Source organism: Aeromonas sp. (assembly GCF_050252055.1).
GTDB lineage: Bacteria > Pseudomonadota > Gammaproteobacteria > Enterobacterales > Aeromonadaceae > Aeromonas > Aeromonas caviae.
Genome location: NZ_JBFWLQ010000001.1, coordinates 617524 through 636472, shown reverse-complemented (window position 1 = coordinate 636472; position 18949 = coordinate 617524). Strand labels below are relative to the sequence as shown.

Genomic DNA, 18949 nt, shown 5'->3' with positions numbered 1-18949 from the left:
GCCCGCCATCACAAAGAGACCAGCCGCTCCAGATCGCTGCGGGTCAGGCGCTTGCTGTCCACCTTCACGTAGAGGGAGTGCTCCTCGCGCACCAGCAGCACGTCGCTTACCCCCTCGCAAGCGCGGATCCGCTGTTCCAGGGCCGGGGTGGCCTCGACCCCTTCCGGCAACACGATGCGCAGGCTGCTCACATAAGGGGGCTCGGCCATGGTGAGGCTCACCCCGAGCCAGGCGAGGGCCAGGGCGGCGCAACCGCCAAACACCAGGGGGCCGCCCCCCAGGCTGTAGAGCAGGCCGCCGAGACTGCCGCCGATGGCGACCCCGAGGAACTGACTGGTGGAGTAGATCCCCATGGCGGTGCCCTTGTAGCCCGGCGGGGACTCCTTGCTGATAAGAGACGGCAGCAGCGCCTCCATCACGTTGAAGCCGATGAAGAAGAGCTGCAACCCGGCGAGCAGACCCCACAACTGCTGGCCGCTCTGCCAGAGCACCAGCTCGGCGGCCAGCATCACCACCACGCACCCGATGAAGACCCGCTTCATCTGGCGGTGCTTCTCGGCATAGATGATGAAGGGCACCACGCTCACGAAGGCGATCAGCATGGTGACCAGATAGGCCTGCCACTGGCTGTCACGGGGCAGGCCCGCACGTTCCAGCAGGGGCGGCAGGGCCACGAAGCTCGACATCAGCAGGGTGTGGACGCAGAGGATGCCGAGGTTGAGTTTGAGCAGGCGAGGGTTGGTGAGCACGGTACGAAAGCTGCCTCGCACCATGGCGGACTCGCGATTTTGCAGGTGGGCCGCCGGGGTCGGCACCACCCAGAGCACCATGGCGATGGCGGCCAGGGCCAGCAGGGCGATGAGCCAGAAGAGGCCGGACAAGCCCAGGGCATGGGTGATGAGGGGGCCGGTCACCATGGCGATGGCGAAGGTGATGCCAAAGCTCACCCCGATGAAGGCCATCGCCTTGGTGCGATTCTGCTCCCGGGTGAGATCCGACAGGAGCGCCATGACGGCGGCGGAGATGGCGCCGCTCCCTTGCAGGGCGCGCCCGACGATGACCCCCCAGATGGCGTCGCTCAGGGCGGCGATGACGCTGCCAAGGGCAAACATCAGCAAGCCGCCGACGATGAGGGGCTTGCGCCCCACTTTGTCGGAGAGCAGGCCGAAGGGGATCTGGAACAGGGCCTGGGTCATGCCGTAGATGCCGATGGCAAGCCCGATGAGCGCCTCGGAGGCGCCCGCCAGGGACATGCCGTAGGTGGTCAGCACCGGCAGCACCATAAACATGCCTAGCATGCGCAGCGAGAAGACGGAGCCGAGCGCCCAGGTCGCGCGTCGCTCGCCCCTCGTCATGGTGAAATCATTCATGAGGGCCTCGATGAGTCAAAAAGAAGAGGGAAAGAAAGGGGTGACAGGCGCCCGGCCGCCCCCGAAAAATCGGCGATGCCCCTTGCAGGGCGGCGCCCATAATAGCAGAGCCGGGAAGATTCCCGGCTCTGGATTTCATGCATTTCAGGGGTGCAGTTCACACTATCAGGGCAGCATGCTCACCAATACAGGCGCTGCGTCCGGCTGGAAGTCCACCGACATCATCACGCTCAGGCAAGTAATGGTGACGATGGAGAACATGAACAGCTTGCGCGCCCAGAGGGAGTCGTCCACCGCCGCCTTGTAGCCCGACAGCGCCATCCCCAGCCACCAGACGCTCACCGCGGTGGCCACCACCAGATACTTGTACCCGGCGTAGCCGCCGAGGAACAGCATCAGGGTCGGCACCATGAACGCCAGGATGTAGAGGGTGATGTGGAGCTTGGCCACCGGGATCCCCTTCACCACCGGCAGCACCGGGATGTTGGCAGCCTGGTAGTCCTTGAAGCGGAAGATGGCGATCGCATAGGAGTGCGGCATCTGCCACAGGCTGAAGATCGCTAGCAGGATCAGGGCCCCCGAGTCGAACTGCCCGCTCACCGCGCAGTAGCCGATGACCGGCGGCGCGGCGCCGGAGAGGCTGCCGACCAGGGTGCCATAGACCGAGTGGCGCTTCATGTAGAGGCTGTAGACCCCCACATAAACCAGGAAGCCCAGCACCGCCAGCAAGGCGGCCAACGGATTGGCCGCAAAGTAGAGCAGTGCAATGCCCGCAACGCCCAGCGCCGTCGCATACCAGAGGGAGACACCGGGGGCGATGAGCCCCCGCACCAGGGCGCGGTTCTTGGTGCGCTCCATGATGCAGTCGATGTCCCGGTCGATGTAGTTGTTGAACACGCAACCGGAGGCCACCACCAGTGACACCCCCACCATGGTCAGGATGAACAGGGGCACATCCAGGCTCCCCTTCGAGGCCAGCAGGAATCCCCCGATAACCGAGATGAGGTTGCCGAAGATGATGCCCGGCTTGGTCACTTGCAGGTATTGCTTCATCATCATCAACCCGCTCAGTGAACCATCATGTTGATGTTGAGGTTGTACATGATCCACAGGGAACCCACGACCACGATGGCGATGATGAGCACGGTAAAGACCAGTGCCACCAGGTTCCAGCGCTCCTCGGAGGAGGTGTTCATGTGCAGGAAGTAGACCAGGTGTACGAAGATCTGCACCACCGCCATGGCCACCACGGTGCCGAGCACCACGGCGTGGGAGGCGGAGCCGTCCATCACCATCCAGAACGGCACGGCGGTCAGGATGAGTGACAGCACGAAGCCGATCATGTAGGACTTGACGCTGCCGTGGCTGGCGCCGTGATTGTCAACGGAATGACTCATTTACATGACCCCCATCAGATAGACCACGGTGAAGACGCAGATCCATACCACGTCGAGGAAGTGCCAGAACAGGCTCAGGCACATCAGGCGAGTGCGGTTGCGCTCGGTCAGCCCCTTCTTGGTGATCGACACCATCATCACGATGATCCAGACCAGGCCGCTGGTCACGTGGAGACCGTGGGTCCCCACCAGGGTGAAGAAGGCAGAGAGGAAGCCGCTGCGATCCGGGCCCGCCTCGTGCACGATCAGGTGATGGAACTCGTAGATTTCCATCGCGATGAAGCCGGCACCCAGCAGGAAGGTGACGAACAGCCAGGTGTTGACCGCCGCAATCTTGTTCTTGTTCATGGCCAGCATGCCGAACCCGAAGGTGATGGAGCTCAGCAGCAGCAGCATAGTTTCGGCGAACACGAACGGCAGTTCGAAGATGTCCTTGCCGGTGGGGCCGCCGGCAGTGCCGTTGACCAGGACCGCATAGGTCGCGAACAGGGTCGCGAACAGGATGCAGTCACTCATCAGGTAGATCCAGAAACCGAATACCTTGGTGGCACCGGCATCGTGGTGCCCATCCTCATGGGCACCGTGAGAGTGATGTAGTACGTCAGTCGCCATGGAATTAAGCCACCTTGTTGATGTTGTCGAAATGCTGACCTTCGATGCGCTCGATCTCGTCAACCTGTACGTAGTAGTCCACATTGTCGTTGAAGCTGTGGATGATCCAGGTGGCGATCATGCCGATGAAGCCGGCGATGGCCATCCACCAGATGTGCCAGATCATGGCAAAGCCGAACACCACGCTGAAGGCGGCGATGATGACACCGGCACCGGAGTTCTTCGGCATGTGAATGGGGGCATACTGGGCAGGCTTCTTGTAAGCGCTGCCGTCAGCCTTGGCTTCCCAGAAGGCGTCCAGACCGGTGACCTTCGGCTCGATGGCGAAGTTGTAGAACGGCGGCGGAGAGGACGTCGCCCACTCCAGGGTACGGCCACCCCAGGGATCGCCGGTCAGGTCGCGGTTCTTCTCGCGGTCGCGGATGCTGACCACGATCTGGATGACCTGGCACAGCACGCCCAGGGCAATCAGACCGGCGCCGCAGGCGGCGACCACCAGCCAGCCGTGGAACTCGGGATCGATGTTCTGGCTGACACGACGGGTCATGCCCATGAAGCCCAGCACGTAGAGCGGCATGAAGGCCACGAAGAAGCCGGTGATCCAGCACCAGAAGGCACGCTTGCCCCAGACGTCATCCAGCTTGAAGCCGAACGCTTTCGGGAACCAGTAGGTGATACCGGCGAAGCAGCCGAACACCACGCCGCCGATGATGACGTTGTGGAAGTGGGCGATGAGGAACAGGCTGTTGTGCAGCACGAAGTTGGCGGCCGGCACGGAGAGCAGTACCCCGGTCATGCCACCCACGGTGAAGGTGATGATGAAGCCGACGGTCCACAGCATGGGCGAGGTGAACTCGATGCGACCGCGGTACATGGTGAACAGCCAGTTGAAGATCTTCACCCCGGTCGGGATGGAGATGATCATGGTGGTGATGCCGAAGAAGGCATTCACGTTGGCGCCGGACCCCATGGTGAAGAAGTGGTGCAGCCACACGATGAAGGAGAGCACGGTGATCGCCACGGTCGCCCACACCAGGGAGGTGTAACCGAACAGCTTCTTCTTGCAGAAGGTCGCCACCACTTCGGAGAAGATCCCGAACACCGGCAGCACCAGGATGTACACCTCGGGGTGACCCCAGGCCCAGATCAGGTTGATGTACATCATCATGTTGCCACCCATGTCATTGGTAAAGAAATGGGTACCCAGGTAGCGGTCTGCGGTGAGCAGGGCGATGGTGACGGTCAGGATCGGGAAGGAGGCGATGATCAGGATGTTGGCACACAGGGCGGTCCAGGTGAAGACCGGCAGGCGCATCATGGTCATGCCAGGGGCACGCATGCGGATGATGGTGGCGAAGAAGTTCACGCCGGTCAGCAGGGTCCCCAGACCCGAAATCTGCAGACTCCATATCCAGTAATCGACCCCGACCCCGGGACTGAACTCCAGCCCCGACAAGGGCGGATAGGCCAGCCAGCCGGTCTGGGCGAATTCACCGACCCCGAGGGAGACGTTGATCAGCACCACGGCCGCGGCGGTGAACCAGAAGCTCAGGTTGTTCAGGAAGGGGAAGGCCACGTCACGGGCACCGATTTGCAGCGGCACCACGATGTTCATCAGACCGATCACCAGCGGCATGGCCACGAAGAAGATCATGATGACGCCGTGGGCGGTGAAAATCTGGTCGTAGTGATGGGCATTCAGGTAGCCTTCGCCACCCCCGGAGGCGATGACCTGCTGGCCACGCATCAGCACGGCGTCGGCAAAGCCACGCAGCAGCATGACCATGCCCAGAATGAGATACATGATACCGAGGCGTTTGTGGTCGACCGAGGTCAGCCACTCTTTCCACAGATATTGCCACTTGCCGTAGTAAGTGATGAGACCGGCGATGGCCAGGCCCCCCAGAATGATACCGGCTATCGTGACCATGATGATGGGTTCATGGTACGGAATAGCCTCGAGTGTCAATTTTCCAAACATCGATTATTCCTCGGATCCTGCTTTCACACTCTTGTCGGCCGACATGGCCATGTGTCCGGCATGGGCGTCATGGTTCATGGCCTGGTTCTCCATGGCGTCCTCTTGCGAGGCCTCATGGTTCATCCCTTCGTGGTCCATGGCACCCGCTTTCGGGGCGGCGTCATGGTTCATGGCCTCGTGGTTCATGCCCTCGTGATCCGCGGAGCCCGCAGCCGGGGTGGCGTGACCACCATGGGACATGCCGCCCATGAACTTGTTGATGATGTTGACGAACAGCTTGGGATCGGCGCTGGCGAAGTACTCCACCGGGTGGTTTTCGCTCTTCTTGGCCAGGGCATTGAACTCATCCATGGTGCTCAGGGCCTTGGAAGAGGCCTTCACCTTGGCTACCCAGGCGTCGAAACCGGCTTGGTCCTGGGTCGCGATGGCCTTGAACTTCATGCCGGAGAAACCGGCACCGCTGTAACCGCCGGAGATGCCCTTGTACTCGCCCGCTTCGTTGGCAATCAGGTGCAGCTTGGTCTGCATGCCGGCCATGGCGTAGATCTGGCCGCCCAGTTGCGGGATGAAGAAGGAGTTCATCACGGTGTCGGAGGTCACCCGGAAGTTGACCGGGGTGTTGACCGGGAAGGCCAGCTCGTTGACCGACGCAATGCCCAGCTCCGGATAGACGAACAACCACTTCCAGTCCAGGGAAATGACATCCACCTGAACCGGTTTGACGTCCGATTCCAGCGGCTTGTAGGGGTCGAGGGAGTGGGAAGTTTTCCAGGTGATCACCGCCAGGATGACGATGATGATGACGGGTACAGTCCAGACGACTGCCTCAATCTTGTTGGAGTGGGCCCAGTCCGGCGCATAGGTGGCACTGGTGTTGGACGCCCGGTATTTGTAGGCGAACGCCACCGCCATGACAATCACGGGCACCACCACGATCAGCATCAAGCCGAGTGCGGTGAGTATCAGTGACTTCTGCTCCATACCGACCTGCCCCTTGGGGCTCATCAGTGCCATGTCGCAGCCACTCAGCAAGCTGGCGGTCGCGAGCAGCAGCAAAGCGCCCAAGCCCCTCTTCACATCAAAGAGTCTCATGCAATGTCCTCATCTTTTGAAGGCTTATTGGTATAAAAAAATGCAGCATTTTATTGCATCAGACCGGCATGTGAACAACATGAAAAATTAATCCCAAAAATGTTCAAAAGGTGATGGAAAGCGGTATCAGATGTTAATCCCTTGACAATGACCAATTTATTCAAGTTACACCGCGGCAATTCATCTTCCGTTAATCTCTCGTGCCACCAAAAGTGACCACCAATTAACCAAAAATATCCATTTGGTCTGTTTTTAACCCGCCATTATGATCAAAAAAGAGCCATACAGCCCCTTTTCGACTCACAGGTCATTTCTCCACGCCTTGATCTGGATGGGTATTTTTCGGAGAAGATTAAAAAAATAATTAATCAAACAAATGTATGATTAACTTCCCATCCCCCGACAACGGTCGCAACCCCTGGCGCCAGAAGGCACACTTCGTAACAAAACGGGCCCTTGTGCGGGCCCGTTGACAATCGTTTTCTCTCCCTCACTCGGAGTCGGAGTCAGGAGTGATCATGTTCCATCCGGGTCGCCACGGCGATCCGGTTCCAGGCGTTGATGGTGACCACCTGCACCAGACACTGGGCCAGCAGGGTTTCCCCCAGTTGGGCCAGCGCCGCCTCATAGGTCTGCGTCGTGAGCCCCTTGTCGGCAATCAGGGTCACCTCGTCGGTCAGGGCCAGCACCGCCCGCTCCCGGGCGTCGAACAGCGGCGACTCCTGCCAGGCGGCCAGCGCCAGCAGACGCTGGGCGCTCTCCCCGTGCTTCATCGCCACGTCGGCGTGCATCTCGATGCAGTAGGCGCAGCCGTTGATCATGGAGGCGCGCAACTTGATGAGCTCCTTGAGCGACAGGGGAATGTCGGTGCCCCCGAGGTAGGACTCGAGGCCCATCATGGCCGAGACGGCGGCGGGCACCTGGTTGGCGAGCTGGATACGGTGTGACATGGCAAGACTCCTGTGATGGACCCCGGATGGGGCGGTGAGCTGATTGTTCACTTTTTCATTGTTGATTAGAATATCGTCATAACCTGCAACAATTTTGCGTTTATCGCAAAGGTGAATCCATGCTGGATCGCATCCGCATCCTGGCCCAGGTGGTGGAATCGGGCAGTTTCTCCCGTGCCGCCCGCGCCCTCAACCAGGCCCCCTCCTCCGTGACCCGTGCCATCGACGCCCTGGAGCAGCAGCTCGGGATCCCGCTCTTCAAGCGCAGCACCCGCCAACTGGTGCTGACCGAGCAGGGCGCCTATTTTCTCGCCCGCTCCCTGCCCCTGCTGGAGGAGGCGGATCAGCTGGTGCAATCCCTGCAACCCCTCTCGGTGGCGCCAGAGGGGCCGCTGCGGGTCTCGGTGTTCGAGAGCTTCGGCGCGTCCTGGCTCTCTCCCCGCCTGCCCGACTTCCTCGCCCGCTACCCCGGGGTGCGCCTGGAGGTTGCGCTGGACAACCGCATGGTGGATCTCGATGCCGAGAACGTGGACGTGGCGGTGCGCATCGGCAAGCCCGCTGACAGCAGCCTGCACACTCGCCATCTGCTCACCAACCGCTCGCTGCTGGTCGCCTCCCCAACCTATCTGGCCCGCCATGGCGAACCCGCCCATCCCGCCGAGCTGGCCCACCACAACTGCCTCATTCGCGGCCATGGGCGTCAGCGCCAGCACTGGTACTTCCAGCAGGGCACGGAGCGCGAGAAGGTGGCGGTGCAGGGCAACCTCGCCTCGGTCGGGGGCACGCCCCTGCTCTGCGCCGCCCTCGCGGGGTGCGGCGTGCTGCTGCTGTCGAGCTGGATGGTGCAGCAAAGCATCGACGAGGGCACCCTGCTGCCGCTGCTGCCAGAGTGGCTCGCCTCCCCCTACGAGGATCGCCAGGACGAGATCCACGCGGTGTTTCGTGGCGGCCGCTTTCTCAAACCCCAGACCCGCGCCTTCATCGACTTTCTGGTCGAGGCGATCAGGCCCCTGCAAGGGCCGCGCTGACCGCAACAGAGCCTCCTGGCGAAACCCTGAAAACGCAGACGCCGGGCACAGGGCCCGGCGTCTGGAAATGAGGGTCGCCACGGCGACCGCTCAGCGTGATTTTCGCCCGTCAGGGCTCGGGGAGAGCCCCCGGTAATCCCCGTAGGGGAAGATGTTGCGCAGGCGCTGGGCCACGGGCTCGGGGATGGAGCGGGAGAAGACCAGCCTCACCCCGTTGCCGTCCCGCAGGCCCAGGATGCGCCCGCGCACCGGCTCATGGTGCAGGATCTGGGTCGCCTGGGTCACAAAGCGCGGCGGCACCGAGCCCCGCTTCACCACCACCTTGCCCGGCGCGAGCCGGACCTCGAACAGGGCACCGCGCCCCAGCGTCATCAACCACCCGATCAGGGCTATCGCCACCAACAGAGACAACCAGGCCATTGCGTCTTCCTCCCGTCAACCCGATGTTCGCCAGTATAACCGGGGGCGCCTCACCATGACCCGGCCGCCATCACGCTTTCACTCACTGCCGGGCCTTATCGGCGCCCCTTGCCCCAGGCCACCAGGGTATCCCGATAGAGGGCGAGCAGGGCCTGATCCCGCACCGCGATCCCGACCTGCTGGGCCGGGCAGTCGGCCCACTCGTCATGGGGATGGCGGGTGTCGTCAAACTTTTGCAGGGTATGGCCGATGGCGGGCCCCTCGGTGATGACCCGCACCGGCCCCTTGCGCAGGGTGAACAGAGCAGGATCGATCACATAGGCGATGGCGGAGGGATCGTGCACATGGCACCCCGCCATGCCGATGCGCTCGGAATAGAAGCGCAGGTAGAAGCGGCTGACATCCCACAGGAAGCGGCCCGGCTCCCCCGCATCGTCCCGCAGGGCATCCAGATAGTCGGCGGTGAAGATGCTCTGCTGGGTGACGTCGAGCCCGATGATAACCAGGGGCCAGGGGGCGGTGAAGACCCGGTCCGCCGCATCGGGATCGTCGTGGATATTGGCCTCGGCATAGGGGGTCACGTTGCCGCGATGGCCGTTGACGCCAAAGGCGCCGCCCATCACGACCACTTCTTTCACCAGGGCGGCTACCTCGGGGGCCGCCTCGAGCGCCAGCGCCAGGTTGGTGAGGGGCCCGATGGTCACCAGGGTGATCTCGCCGGGATGGGCCTTCACTGTCTCGACGATGTATTGCCAGGCCGGGCGGGGATCCGGGATGAGGGTCACCTCCCCCGCCTGGACGTCACCAAAGCCGCTCGGGCCGTGCACCACCGTCGTCGGCCCCACGGGCTCGCGCAGCAGCGGCGCGGCGGCGCCCTGGGCCACGTCCGCCTTCATGCCATATTTTTGCTTGAGCCAGAGGGCGTTGCGGGTGCCGTTTTCGATGGTGGCATTGCCAAACACCGTGGTGATGGCGAGCAGGTCAATGGCGGGGTGCGCCTCGGCAAACAGAATGGCCATGGCATCGTCGATGCCGGGATCGGTATCCAGAATGATCTTGTGGGTCATGGGTCCTCCGTGAAACGAGCTGCCAGTGTAGCGGGCCCTCGCCGCTTTGACAGCACCGGGATCACAACCTCGGGGTTTCCTTTGCATCAGGCATGCTGGCGGGACCACTCGCCCCTGGGGTCAGGGCTGGGGGTCATTCGGAAGGGGCGACCACCGCCTCCTCTCCCCTGGCGGTGCGTTTCAGTTGCCCCATGAATTGCTTGAAATGGGGAAGAAACCCCTTGAACAGCTCCTCTTTGCGATGCTGCATCATGACTTCGCCAAACAGCTTCAACCCGACGATAAACGCCTGATGTTCCTGCTCCGACATGGGCAGCTTCCCCTTGCTGAGCGCCAGGATGGCAAAGATGTCGTCGTGATTCTGGCAGTCGAACTGCAACGGGGGCACATCGCGGTCCAGCGCCTGGACCTGTACACGATAGGTGTGTGGCATCTTTCATCTCCTCTCGGGCTGGGCTTTTGCTCATATGGTTGATAAAATCAATTAAACCCGTTTAAGTTGACTTTATCAACCATGAAGTTATCAAACCGCCTCTTCCGGATCCTCGATCAGTACAAAATCGCCATGACGCAGCATTTCCGGGCACAGCAGATCGCCCTTAGCCCCCTCCATTACAAGGTGCTGCAACTGATCCATGCGCTGGATCCCGCCACGCCGCAGCTCATCGCGCAGCGGTCGGGCCGCGACAAGGCGCAGGTGACGCGCCTGCTGCAGGAGATGGAGAAACAGGGGCTCATCGAGAAGCGGCCCCATCCCACTGACAGACGCAGCATCTGTCTGGCCTTGACCCCGCTGGCCTGCGAGCGGGTCAACCAGGGGGAGCAGGAGGCCGCACGGCTCGACGAACGGCTGTGTTCCCTGCTGACGCCGGCGGAGATAGCGCAGTTGCAGCAACTGCTGGACAAGATAGAAAAAGGGCTTGAGTCGACCGATTAGGGTCAGCGTCAGGGGGGCCGCTGCCTGATTTGTGGTCAACCAGCGCGGCCTGCGCTGGCGGCGCCTTGTGAGCCACTCCCGGAGATGGTATCACTGGCCCTACTCTCCCCTTCCCGCCGAGGCGCCATCGTGATCACCCTGATTAAAGAGTCCGACCAGTTGAAAATGCCCTGGAAGAACAGGCAGGGCACCACGGCCCAGATCCTGATCTCCCCCCCTGGTTCGACCCTGGACAAGCTCGACTTTGACTATCGGCTGAGCTCGGCCCCCATCAAGGAAGCAGGGAGTTTCTCCCGCTTTCCCGGCTACCAGCGCATCCTGCTGCCCGTCAGCGGTGCCGGTTTCGTGCTCAACGGCCACCCCTACGCCACCTTCGAGGCAGCCCACTTCAGCGGGGATGACGAGACCCGCTGCGAGCTGCTGAAAAAAGAGGTGACGGATCTCGGGCTCATCTACCACCCGGCGCGCATCAGCGCCAACGTGCGGGTGCTGAACCTGCCCTTCCCCCTCAGCCTCACCCTGGAGACGGACAAGTGCTACCTCTGCCACCTGCTGGAGGGCCAGCTCACCGTGCAGGGACAGCAGGTCGCACCGGGCGAGACCCTGGTGGTGCAAGGGGAGGAGAGCATCCGCTTCGAGTGCGGGAAGAAGACCACCCTCGCCTTCTTTACCCTGCAGCCCAAGCAAGCCGCCGTTTAACGCCGGGGGGCACGGCCCCCGCTGTCGAGGCAGGCCTGCATGGTGTCATAGGGGGTATAGTGCCTGGTGCGGCTGTAGTAGGTGCTGCCCTTGGGGTGACAGATGCCGCTCAGGCTCTTCTTCACCGGGGGCTCGGCGGCCAGCGCGATCGCACACAGCAGCATCAGGCAACAGCCAAGCATCCATTTCACTGCATTCATGCTCTCTTTTCCGAAGGGGCGTAGGCGGGCCACTGGCCCATTTGCGGCCTATTCTACGCCGCTCATCCCCTTGCCACCCCAGACCAGATCATGAAAGCACTGCGACGCAGCGCAAGCGAAGACAAAAAAGCCGGGACCCTCCCGGCTTTTGCTTGTGCTGGCGGCGACACGACCCTTGGCACTACCCCACCTTGAAGCTGCCCTTCATCAGGGCGAAGTGGCCCGGGAAGGAGCAGAAGAAGGTGAGATCCTTGCCCGCCAGGCCGTCGGTCTTGAAGGTGACGCTGGTGCTCTCGCCGCCCCCCACCAGCTTGGTGTGGGCCAGGATCCTGGGGTCATCCTTGGGCAGGTAGTCGTGATCGACCCCGGCGCTCATGCCGGCGGTGGCGATGGCCTGATAGTTGGCGGTGTTGGCCAGCACCCAGTTGTGGCCCATGTTGGCCACCGGCAGCTTGCCCGTGTGATTGAGGGTCACCGTCACCTCCTTGCAGGTGGCCGGCACGCTCATCGCCGTCTGGTTGAACTGCATGGCGTCATTGCCTTCGATCACCAGTGCGCACTCGTCGGCCAGGACCGGGGTGGCGAGGGAGCCAAGAAGCAGCAGGGTTAACACCTTTTTCATCACGTTCTCCTTTGATTGACGAAGGATGACAGCACAGGCATCTCGCCCCCGTGGGCGCGACCCGCAAAGATGCTGTCAGGATCGATCTTCATTGTATTCAAATGTCACCGAAGGACGACCGCTTTTGGGCCAGCCTGCGGGCCCGGTCACTTCTTTTCTCCCGACCCCGGGCCCAAAGCGGGTTGATCAAATTCCCCTCCGGCTTAATTATTTGCGGCCTTCCCGCCCACGGCCACTCGCCAGCACCACAGCCGTTGGCTAAGCTGCTCCCCCGTCGATGACTCCCGCGAGAATGAGAGATGAAGTTCCCCTTTGCGCCTGCGCTGGCGCGCACCCTGCTGCTCTCCCTGATCCTGCTGCTTGGCGCCTGCCAGCCGGCCCCGACCCAGACCCGCATCCAGGGCAACACCATGGGCACCTATTATGCGGTGACCCTGAGCGACCCCTTCCCCGGCGGACAGGGGGCTCTGCAACAGGAGGTGGAGGCGCTGCTGGCACGCCTGAACAAGGAGATCTCCACCTATGATCCGGGCTCCCTCATCTCCCGCTTCAATCAGGGAACGGGGCAGCCCCCCCAGGTCATCCCGGCCACCATGGCGAAGATTGTGCAACAGGGGATTGACGCCGGGCACCTCACCCGGGGGGTTCTCGATGTCACCGTGGGCCCCCTGGTCAATCTGTGGGGATTCGGGCCGGACAAGCGCCCGGTCAGGCGGCCCGGCGCAGAGCAGATCGCCAAGGCGCGGGAGCGGGTCGGCATCGACAAGCTCACCCTGACCCCCGAGGGGGATCACTTCCTGCTCGGCAAGGCCATCCCAGACCTCTATCTGGATCTCTCCACCCTGGGCGAGGGGGCAGCCTCCGACGAGATAGCCGGGCTGCTGGAGCAAAAAGGGGTCCACAACTACCTCATCGAAGTGGCGGGGGCGGTGCGCAGCAAGGGGCACAACGACAAGGGCAATCCCTGGCGGGTAGCCATCGTCGAGCCCTCGGACAGACCGGGCGCCATCGAGGACGTGGTGACCCCGAACGGCATGGCGGTGAGCACCGCCGGCAGCTATCGCAACTATTACGAGCTCGACGGCAAGCGCTACTCCCACATCATCGATCCCGCCACCGGCGAGCCCGTGACCCACAAGCTGGTCTCCGCCACCGTCATCACCCCCACGGCCCTGGAGGCCGATGCCCTCGACACCGCCCTCATGGTGATGGGCCCCGAGCGGGCGATGGCCTTTGCCAGGGAGCACAAGCTGGCGGTCTATCTCATCGAGAAGACCGCCACGGGCTTTGCCGCCAGCCACACCCCCGAGTTTGCCCCCTATCTGGTGCGCAAGCAGCCCTGAATGACGAGGCCCCGCAGTGCGGGGCCTCGTTCACTGACCGCCTATTCGATGGGGATGCGGTGGGGCGCGGGGCTGGCCGCCTGCTTGGGCAGGCGCAGGGTGAGGATGCCGTTGTCAAAGCGGGCGCTCACCTGCTCTGGCGACACCTCCACCGGCAGCTCGACGCTGCGCGACACGCTGCCATAGTAGCGCTCGCTGCGCAGGGCCCGTTCATCCTTGTTCTGGCTGTCAAACTGGCGGATCTCCGCCTTCAGGGTCACCAGCTTGCCGTGCACGTCCACGTGGATGTCCTCCTTCGCCACCCCGGGCAATTCCGCCTGCAGCAGGTAGTCATCCCCGCTCTCCCGCAGATCCAGCTTGATCTGGCTGGGCAACGGGTCCCCGTGCAGGGGGCGGATGTAGAAGCCGGAGGCCATGTCGTGGAACAGGTCATCAAACAGGCTGGTGCGACTCGGTAGCAAACTCATCTGATCCCTCCTTGTGAGCGGGCAAGGGAGCAGACGGGCACCCTGCCCTCTGCTGCCTCCCGCATGCTGACGCTCTTCAAGTCTAAAAACCGGGACAGCGCCTGCCAGTGCCAACTCGCCTTCCCTTGACCGGGATCAAAGGCAAGACACCCTTTTTTTCACCCAAGGTCTGCGGGAAAAACCGGGGCCCCTCCCCATGTGCAATTGCCTGCCTGCGGACTTTGGTGGCACACTTCTCCCACCAGCCCGTAGCGCCTTGATGCCAGACAGATGCAGACACCGGACTCCGTACCCGAGAAGAAACCCCAGCCCAAGCCCAAGCGCATCCTGCTGGTCAACGAACAGCGTTCCTTCCAGATGATGATGAAGGCGATGCTGATCAACATCGGCATCAACCGCATCACCTACACCAACTCCGCCGACGAGGCGCGCCGCCGCTGCCAGAAAGAGAGCTTCGACATCTATCTGCTCGACTATGAGCTGGGGGCGGGCGAGAACGGCCGCCAGTTGCTGGAAAGCCTGCGGGATCAGCAACTCATTCCGCCCCAGAGCGTGGTGATCATGGTCAGCAGCGACGGCTCCCGCGCCATGGTGCTGAGCGCGCTGGAAGCCGAGCCCGACGAATACCTGATGAAGCCCTTCTCCCAGGAGCAGTTCTCCTTTCGTCTCAAACGCGCCCTCGCCCGGCGCCAGGCGCTGGAGAGCGTCTTCAGCGCCCTCACCCGGGACGATCTGCCCGCCCTGGTGGAGGCCTGTGCCAAACAGGCGGACGCGGTGCCCCGCTTTGCCAACTTCTGCCGCTGCCTGCAGGCCGACACCCAGCTCAAGCTGGGCCAGGCCAAGGAGGCTCGCAGCCTGATGCGCCAGCTGCTGGCGGGGCAGGAGAACAGCTGGGCTCGCCTCACCCTGGGCAAGGCGTGCCATACCCTGGGTCTGCACGAGGAGGCGGTAAGCCACCTGCAAGCCACCCTGAAACACACCCCCCTGATGGTGGAGGCTTACCTCTGGCTCGCGGAGTCCCTGCTGGCGCTGGGCAATGACGAGCAGGCCCAGCAGGAGCTGCGCCGGGCGGTGGACATCTCTCCCCAGTCGGTGCAGCTCTCCCGCCGTCTGGCGGAGGTGTGCCTGCAACGGCACGACTACGCCCAGGCCAAGGACGTGCTGCTCGCCCTCATCGACTTGTCGCGCAACTCGATCCACCGCACGCCGCATTATCTCGGGGCCTATATCCAGACCCTCACCTTGTACGCCCTCAACAGCAACGACGGCTACCACATCGCCAACCTGCAAAAGCAGGTGAACTCCGCCCTGTCGCGCATCCGCGACTCCCTGATGATGTCGGAGTTCAACTACCCGGTGTTCGAGCAGATCTGCCAGGCCCGGGTGCGCATCGCCCTGGGGGAGCTGCTCAAGGGCAAGAAGATGCTCTATCGCGCCAACCAGAACTGGCTGGACGAGCCCGCCACCATGCCTCCGGCTCTCCTTGGCGAGACCATACTCGCCCTCTATCAGCTCGGGGAGTTCGAGTACGCCGAGAGCCTGCAACCCCTGCTGGCGGAGGATGAGGATCGGCTGCTCACCACCTGCATCCAGGTAACCCGGGATGACAAGACGGTGCAGGAGCGGCGCCAGCGCTATCAGCAGCTCAACGATCTGGGCATCAAGGCCTATCAGGCCGGAGAGCTGGAGCAGGCCCTCGGCCACTTTCGCGAGGCCCTGCGCCGGGCGCCCGCCAATACCGGCGCCGCCCTCAACAAGATCCAGGTGCTGCTGCAACTCATGCAGAAGAACCGCAAGAGCCCGGAGTTTGGCGCCGAGTGCAAGGAGACCCTGGAGGTGCTGGAGGGCATCCCCCTCAACCCCGCCCAGCAGGAACGTTTTCGCAAGCTGCGCCAGGAATATCATCAGCACAGCTGATATCCCCCCTCCTCCCCTCACCTATGCTGATACTGACTCAGGGAAGGGAGGGGCAACACCATGGCAATGTGCCGATACCTGGTGGCCGATGGCCGCCACTGCACCGAAGAGGCAGGGGATCATGATCTCTGCCGCTGGCACGACCCCGCTGCGGCCCACAACACCCCTGATACCGCCGAGGCGCTGGAGCGCTATGTGCGCCAGGGAGGCCTGTGCCACGGCCTGCAACTGGCCCGCGCCGAGCTGGCGGATCTCAACCTGGTGAACAGGCAGGGTCCGGAGGGATTCTTGCTGGAGCAGTGCAACCTCTATCGCGCCAACCTGCGAGGGGCACACCTCTATGGCATTCGCATCAAGGGCGGCAGCCTGATGAAGGCCGATCTGAGCGAAGCGAACCTCCATTGCGCCACCCTCGACGACGTCAACCTGCTCGGCATCCGCTGGAAGAACACCCGCCTCGACAACCTGGAGACGGGCAAGCGGCTGATGCAGGACAGAAAGGGGCGCCGCGAGCGGGACCCGGCGCAGGCCCGCGTCTGGTTCAAGGAGGCGGAGGAGACCTACCGGGATCTGCGCAAGGCCTCGGAGGCCCAGGGCATCTTCACCATGTCCGGTCGCTACATCCAGCAGGAGCTCACCATGCGCCGCCTGCAGATGCCGTTCTGGTCCTACCGCCGCTTCGCCTCCTGGATAGTGGATCTCTTCTGCGGCTACGGCGAGGCCCCCATGCGGGTGGTACTCTTCTCCCTGCTGCTCATCGTCATCTGCAGCATTTTTTACTTCTTCTGCGGCCTCAACTTCGCGGGCACCTACCTCATCTATCGCCCGGACGCCCCCCTGGAGCAGAACGCCATCTTCCTGATGGAGTGCCTCTACTACAGCGTGGTGACCTTCACCACGCTGGGGTATGGGGACTTCACCCCGGTGGGGTTGTCGCGGATCTTCGCCGCCTTCGAAGCCTTTACCGGCAGCTTCACGCTGGCGCTGTTCGTGGTGGTGTTTGTCAAGAAGATGACCCGCTAGAAACCTGTCCACTATCTTGCTGGGAAGCCGCTTCCAAGGCTCATGTGCTGCTCGCTTATGTGTCGCTAGGCGCTTCCATGTATATACACTCAGGTTCCTCTGCTGCGCGTCACCTTGCTGACAGACTCTCGCGACAGATCGTGAACAGATTCCCGAGCCGCTGCGCCAGTCACAGCCCCCGAACTTGCATCCATCGCGGATTCCTAGTCCAATAAGCGACGAACAAAAACGACATGAGCACCCCGAACATGAAGATCATCTCTTTCAATATCAATGGCCTGCGCGCCCGTCTTCATCAGTTGCAAGCCCTTATCGACAAGCACCAGCCGGACGTGATCGGCCTGCAGGAGATCAAGGTGCACGACGAAGCCTTCCCGGTCGCGGATGTGGAGGCCATGGGCTACCACGTGGTCTTCCACGGCCAGAAGGGGCACTACGGGGTCGCCATCATGAGCAAGCAGGCTCCCATCGAGGTGCAAAAGGGCTTCCCCACCGATCCGGAAGATGCCCAGCGCCGCATGATCATGGCCAGCTTCAAGCGGGAAGACGGCTCCGTCATCAAGGTGATGAACGGCTACTTCCCCCAGGGGGAGAGCCAGGATCACGAGACCAAGTTCCCGGCCAAGCAGAAGTTCTATGAAGACCTGCAGCACTACCTCGAGACCCACCACACCCCGGACGACCAGATTGCGCTGATCGGGGATATGAACATCTCCCCCACGGATCTCGACATCGGCATCGGCGAGGCGAACCGCAAGCGCTGGCTGCGGGATGGCAAGTGCTCCTTCCTGCCCATCGAGCGGGAATGGATGGAGCGCCTCAAGGGGTTCGGCCTCACCGACACCTTCCGCGCCGCCAACCCCACCGAGTGCGAGCGCTTCTCCTGGTTCGACTACCGCTCCAGGGGCTTTGACGAGAACCGGGGCCTGCGCATCGACCTCATCATGGCCTCCGACGCCCTCAAGGACAAAGTGACCGAGACCGGCATCGACTACGAGCTGCGCGGCATCGACAAGCCCTCGGATCACGCCCCAATCTGGACCTGCTTCGCCTGATCCCCACGTCAGGCTCGCCCTCGCCAAAAGAACCTGCCCCCGCCCATGCGGGGGCTTTTTTTGTTCACTGCCCCGCCCTTTCTTAATCCATGTCAATTCCCAGGCAGACGGCGCTTGCCAGGCCTTGACCTTCTCCTTTCGGCAAGGTTTAGATTCGGCCCATCCGTCACGGGGAAACCACCCATGCTCTCATCGAGATTGCCCACCACGTTCATCGCCCGGCTGTTGCTGGGGCTGATGCTCGTCTGCAATCTCACCCTGTGCATCGGCTGGCATGGGGCGGCCACCGCCCTGCCAAGTGACGCATCCGCATCCATCCTGACTCCGGCGCAGTCCCCTTTGTCTCATGGACTGCACCAGAGCGAGCCTGTGCAGCACTCCGCCATGAACCAGGCCGACACAGCCTCCCTCTCCTGCCACGGCGGCCCCCAGAGTGAGGCGGCCCCGCCCGGGGAGGAGTGCCAGATGCAGAGCGGCGTCTTCGGCGCCACCAGTGCGCCGCCCCTGCTGGGCCTGCTGCTGTCACTGCTGCTGCTTCCTTTGCTGTTGCTCCCTTCGTGGCGCCTCGCCCCCCTGCTGGACAACTGGTTGCGGGATCCCTTCCTGCGATCCCGCGGTACCCACCCTCCCTCCTGGCCGCGCCGACACCTGATGTTGTCGGTGCTGCGCCACTAGAACGATCTTCTCTCGCGGCAACAGCAAGCCTCGGCTTGCCCGTTTTCTGCCGCCTTGCCTGACCCTGCGCCCTGGCCAAACCGGCCCGCTCGCA

21 protein-coding genes are annotated in these 18949 nt (G+C 62.7%); 8 read left to right on the top strand and 13 right to left on the bottom strand.

All coding sequences use genetic code 11. The features are described 5' to 3' along the window. Nucleotides 1–8: 8 nt before the first annotated feature. The 7 genes from AB7E19_RS02825 to AB7E19_RS02795 all read right to left on the bottom strand — a co-directional run bounded on the left by AB7E19_RS02825 (nt 9) and on the right by AB7E19_RS02795 (nt 7402). A complete protein-coding gene (locus AB7E19_RS02825; protein ID WP_253585211.1) occupies nt 9–1370 on the bottom strand; it encodes an MFS transporter in 1362 nt (453 codons plus the stop codon). A 165-nt stretch (nt 1371–1535) separates the two neighbouring features. Continuing rightward, nucleotides 1536–2429, bottom strand: coding sequence for a heme o synthase (gene cyoE, locus AB7E19_RS02820; RefSeq protein ID WP_010673685.1), 894 nt, complete (start codon nt 2427–2429; stop codon nt 1536–1538). Nucleotides 2430–2437: 8 nt separating this feature from the next. Further along, nucleotides 2438–2767 (bottom strand): cytochrome o ubiquinol oxidase subunit IV, encoded by a 330-nt coding sequence (locus tag AB7E19_RS02815; protein WP_010673684.1) that lies wholly within the window; start codon nt 2765–2767, stop codon nt 2438–2440. Further along, nucleotides 2768–3463 (bottom strand): cytochrome o ubiquinol oxidase subunit III, encoded by a 696-nt coding sequence (locus tag AB7E19_RS02810; protein ID WP_322131922.1) that lies wholly within the window; start codon nt 3461–3463, stop codon nt 2768–2770. After that, nucleotides 3384–5360 (bottom strand): cytochrome o ubiquinol oxidase subunit I, encoded by a 1977-nt coding sequence (cyoB, locus tag AB7E19_RS02805; RefSeq protein WP_322131923.1) that lies wholly within the window; start codon nt 5358–5360, stop codon nt 3384–3386. Before cyoB ends, AB7E19_RS02810 begins: the two co-directional genes overlap by 80 nt. Nucleotides 5361–5363: 3 nt before the next feature. Then, a complete protein-coding gene (cyoA, locus tag AB7E19_RS02800; RefSeq protein ID WP_080767819.1) occupies nt 5364–6452 on the bottom strand; it encodes a cytochrome o ubiquinol oxidase subunit II in 1089 nt (362 codons plus the stop codon). Nucleotides 6453–6958: 506 nt separating this feature from the next. Then, on the bottom strand, nt 6959–7402 hold the full coding sequence (locus tag AB7E19_RS02795) for a carboxymuconolactone decarboxylase family protein (RefSeq protein WP_010673680.1): 444 nt from the start codon (nt 7400–7402) through the stop codon (nt 6959–6961). A 119-nt stretch (nt 7403–7521) separates the two neighbouring features. Here AB7E19_RS02795 and AB7E19_RS02790 point away from each other — a divergent pair, with 119 nt between their 5' ends. Continuing rightward, nucleotides 7522–8430, top strand: a complete 909-nt coding sequence (locus tag AB7E19_RS02790) for a LysR family transcriptional regulator (protein WP_042014213.1) — start codon at nt 7522–7524, stop codon at nt 8428–8430. A gap of 90 nt (nt 8431–8520) precedes the next feature. Here the strand turns inward: AB7E19_RS02790 and AB7E19_RS02785 are convergent, their stop codons facing one another. From AB7E19_RS02785 to AB7E19_RS02775, 3 genes are all read right to left on the bottom strand, one after another. Then, complete coding sequence (locus tag AB7E19_RS02785) at nt 8521–8850, bottom strand: DUF3634 family protein (protein ID WP_039039207.1); 330 nt, start codon at nt 8848–8850, stop codon at nt 8521–8523. Nucleotides 8851–8945: 95 nt separating this feature from the next. Beyond that, the gene (locus AB7E19_RS02780) at nt 8946–9917 is read right to left on the bottom strand and encodes a nucleoside hydrolase (protein WP_427934596.1); all 972 of its coding nucleotides are present in this window, start codon (nt 9915–9917) and stop codon (nt 8946–8948) included. 133 nt (nt 9918–10050) lie between these two features. Continuing rightward, entirely contained in the window at nt 10051–10350 is a 300-nt protein-coding gene (locus tag AB7E19_RS02775; protein ID WP_202044366.1) for a DUF3861 domain-containing protein, read from the bottom strand. Between the two features lie 81 nt (nt 10351–10431). Between AB7E19_RS02775 and AB7E19_RS02770 the strand changes: the two genes are divergently transcribed. Then, the gene (locus AB7E19_RS02770) at nt 10432–10854 is read left to right on the top strand and encodes a MarR family winged helix-turn-helix transcriptional regulator (RefSeq protein ID WP_050498310.1); all 423 of its coding nucleotides are present in this window, start codon (nt 10432–10434) and stop codon (nt 10852–10854) included. A gap of 129 nt (nt 10855–10983) precedes the next feature. Then, a complete protein-coding gene (locus AB7E19_RS02765) occupies nt 10984–11553 on the top strand; it encodes a HutD family protein (RefSeq protein ID WP_043155563.1) in 570 nt (189 codons plus the stop codon). On the opposite strand, the gene AB7E19_RS02760 is transcribed toward AB7E19_RS02765, so the two are convergent. Further along, nucleotides 11550–11753, bottom strand: coding sequence for a hypothetical protein (locus AB7E19_RS02760; RefSeq protein ID WP_322131925.1), 204 nt, complete (start codon nt 11751–11753; stop codon nt 11550–11552). The genes AB7E19_RS02765 and AB7E19_RS02760 overlap by 4 nt on opposite strands. A gap of 181 nt (nt 11754–11934) precedes the next feature. Beyond that, complete coding sequence (gene azu, locus AB7E19_RS02755; protein ID WP_427934595.1) at nt 11935–12375, bottom strand: azurin; 441 nt, start codon at nt 12373–12375, stop codon at nt 11935–11937. A 299-nt stretch (nt 12376–12674) separates the two neighbouring features. On the opposite strand from azu, the gene AB7E19_RS02750 reads away from it, so the two are divergent. Then, a complete protein-coding gene (locus AB7E19_RS02750; RefSeq protein ID WP_319869667.1) occupies nt 12675–13718 on the top strand; it encodes an FAD:protein FMN transferase in 1044 nt (347 codons plus the stop codon). A gap of 41 nt (nt 13719–13759) precedes the next feature. Here the strand turns inward: AB7E19_RS02750 and AB7E19_RS02745 are convergent, their stop codons facing one another. Next, entirely contained in the window at nt 13760–14185 is a 426-nt protein-coding gene (locus AB7E19_RS02745; RefSeq protein ID WP_039039212.1) for an Hsp20/alpha crystallin family protein, read from the bottom strand. A gap of 270 nt (nt 14186–14455) precedes the next feature. Here AB7E19_RS02745 and AB7E19_RS02740 point away from each other — a divergent pair, with 270 nt between their 5' ends. The 4 genes from AB7E19_RS02740 (at nt 14456) to AB7E19_RS02725 (ending at nt 18855) form a co-directional block, all read left to right on the top strand. Further along, nucleotides 14456–16102 (top strand): response regulator, encoded by a 1647-nt coding sequence (locus AB7E19_RS02740; RefSeq protein WP_010673669.1) that lies wholly within the window; start codon nt 14456–14458, stop codon nt 16100–16102. Between the two features lie 60 nt (nt 16103–16162). Then, a complete protein-coding gene (locus AB7E19_RS02735) occupies nt 16163–17125 on the top strand; it encodes an ion channel (RefSeq protein ID WP_427934594.1) in 963 nt (320 codons plus the stop codon). 248 nt (nt 17126–17373) lie between these two features. Then, the gene (gene xthA, locus AB7E19_RS02730; RefSeq protein WP_010673667.1) at nt 17374–18180 is read left to right on the top strand and encodes an exodeoxyribonuclease III; all 807 of its coding nucleotides are present in this window, start codon (nt 17374–17376) and stop codon (nt 18178–18180) included. 183 nt (nt 18181–18363) lie between these two features. Further along, nucleotides 18364–18855, top strand: a complete 492-nt coding sequence (locus tag AB7E19_RS02725) for a hypothetical protein (RefSeq protein ID WP_427934593.1) — start codon at nt 18364–18366, stop codon at nt 18853–18855. Nucleotides 18856–18949 lie beyond the last annotated feature (94 nt).

Bases quoted from the DNA above. Each gene is read 5' to 3' on its own strand.
- cyoE (WP_010673685.1), bottom strand. From the start codon at position 2,429: ATGATGATGAAGCAATACCTGCAAGTGACCAAGCCGGGCATCATCTTC.
- AB7E19_RS02825 (WP_253585211.1), bottom strand. From the start codon at position 1,370: ATGAATGATTTCACCATGACGAGGGGCGAGCGACGCGCGACCTGGGCG.
- AB7E19_RS02785 (WP_039039207.1), bottom strand. From the start codon at position 8,850: ATGGCCTGGTTGTCTCTGTTGGTGGCGATAGCCCTGATCGGGTGGTTG.
- AB7E19_RS02770 (WP_050498310.1), top strand. From the start codon at position 10,432: ATGAAGTTATCAAACCGCCTCTTCCGGATCCTCGATCAGTACAAAATC.
- AB7E19_RS02810 (WP_322131922.1), bottom strand. From the start codon at position 3,463: ATGTGGACTACTACGTACAGGTTGACGAGATCGAGCGCATCGAAGGTC.
- AB7E19_RS02750 (WP_319869667.1), top strand. From the start codon at position 12,675: ATGAAGTTCCCCTTTGCGCCTGCGCTGGCGCGCACCCTGCTGCTCTCC.
- AB7E19_RS02795 (WP_010673680.1), bottom strand. From the start codon at position 7,402: ATGTCACACCGTATCCAGCTCGCCAACCAGGTGCCCGCCGCCGTCTCG.
- cyoB (WP_322131923.1), bottom strand. From the start codon at position 5,360: ATGTTTGGAAAATTGACACTCGAGGCTATTCCGTACCATGAACCCATC.
- xthA (WP_010673667.1), top strand. From the start codon at position 17,374: ATGAAGATCATCTCTTTCAATATCAATGGCCTGCGCGCCCGTCTTCAT.
- AB7E19_RS02815 (WP_010673684.1), bottom strand. From the start codon at position 2,767: ATGAGTCATTCCGTTGACAATCACGGCGCCAGCCACGGCAGCGTCAAG.
- AB7E19_RS02760 (WP_322131925.1), bottom strand. From the start codon at position 11,753: ATGAATGCAGTGAAATGGATGCTTGGCTGTTGCCTGATGCTGCTGTGT.
- AB7E19_RS02780 (WP_427934596.1), bottom strand. From the start codon at position 9,917: ATGACCCACAAGATCATTCTGGATACCGATCCCGGCATCGACGATGCC.
- AB7E19_RS02790 (WP_042014213.1), top strand. From the start codon at position 7,522: ATGCTGGATCGCATCCGCATCCTGGCCCAGGTGGTGGAATCGGGCAGT.
- azu (WP_427934595.1), bottom strand. From the start codon at position 12,375: ATGAAAAAGGTGTTAACCCTGCTGCTTCTTGGCTCCCTCGCCACCCCG.
- cyoA (WP_080767819.1), bottom strand. From the start codon at position 6,452: ATGAGACTCTTTGATGTGAAGAGGGGCTTGGGCGCTTTGCTGCTGCTC.
- AB7E19_RS02775 (WP_202044366.1), bottom strand. From the start codon at position 10,350: ATGCCACACACCTATCGTGTACAGGTCCAGGCGCTGGACCGCGATGTG.
- AB7E19_RS02735 (WP_427934594.1), top strand. From the start codon at position 16,163: ATGGCAATGTGCCGATACCTGGTGGCCGATGGCCGCCACTGCACCGAA.
- AB7E19_RS02725 (WP_427934593.1), top strand. From the start codon at position 18,364: ATGCTCTCATCGAGATTGCCCACCACGTTCATCGCCCGGCTGTTGCTG.
- AB7E19_RS02745 (WP_039039212.1), bottom strand. From the start codon at position 14,185: ATGAGTTTGCTACCGAGTCGCACCAGCCTGTTTGATGACCTGTTCCAC.
- AB7E19_RS02740 (WP_010673669.1), top strand. From the start codon at position 14,456: ATGCAGACACCGGACTCCGTACCCGAGAAGAAACCCCAGCCCAAGCCC.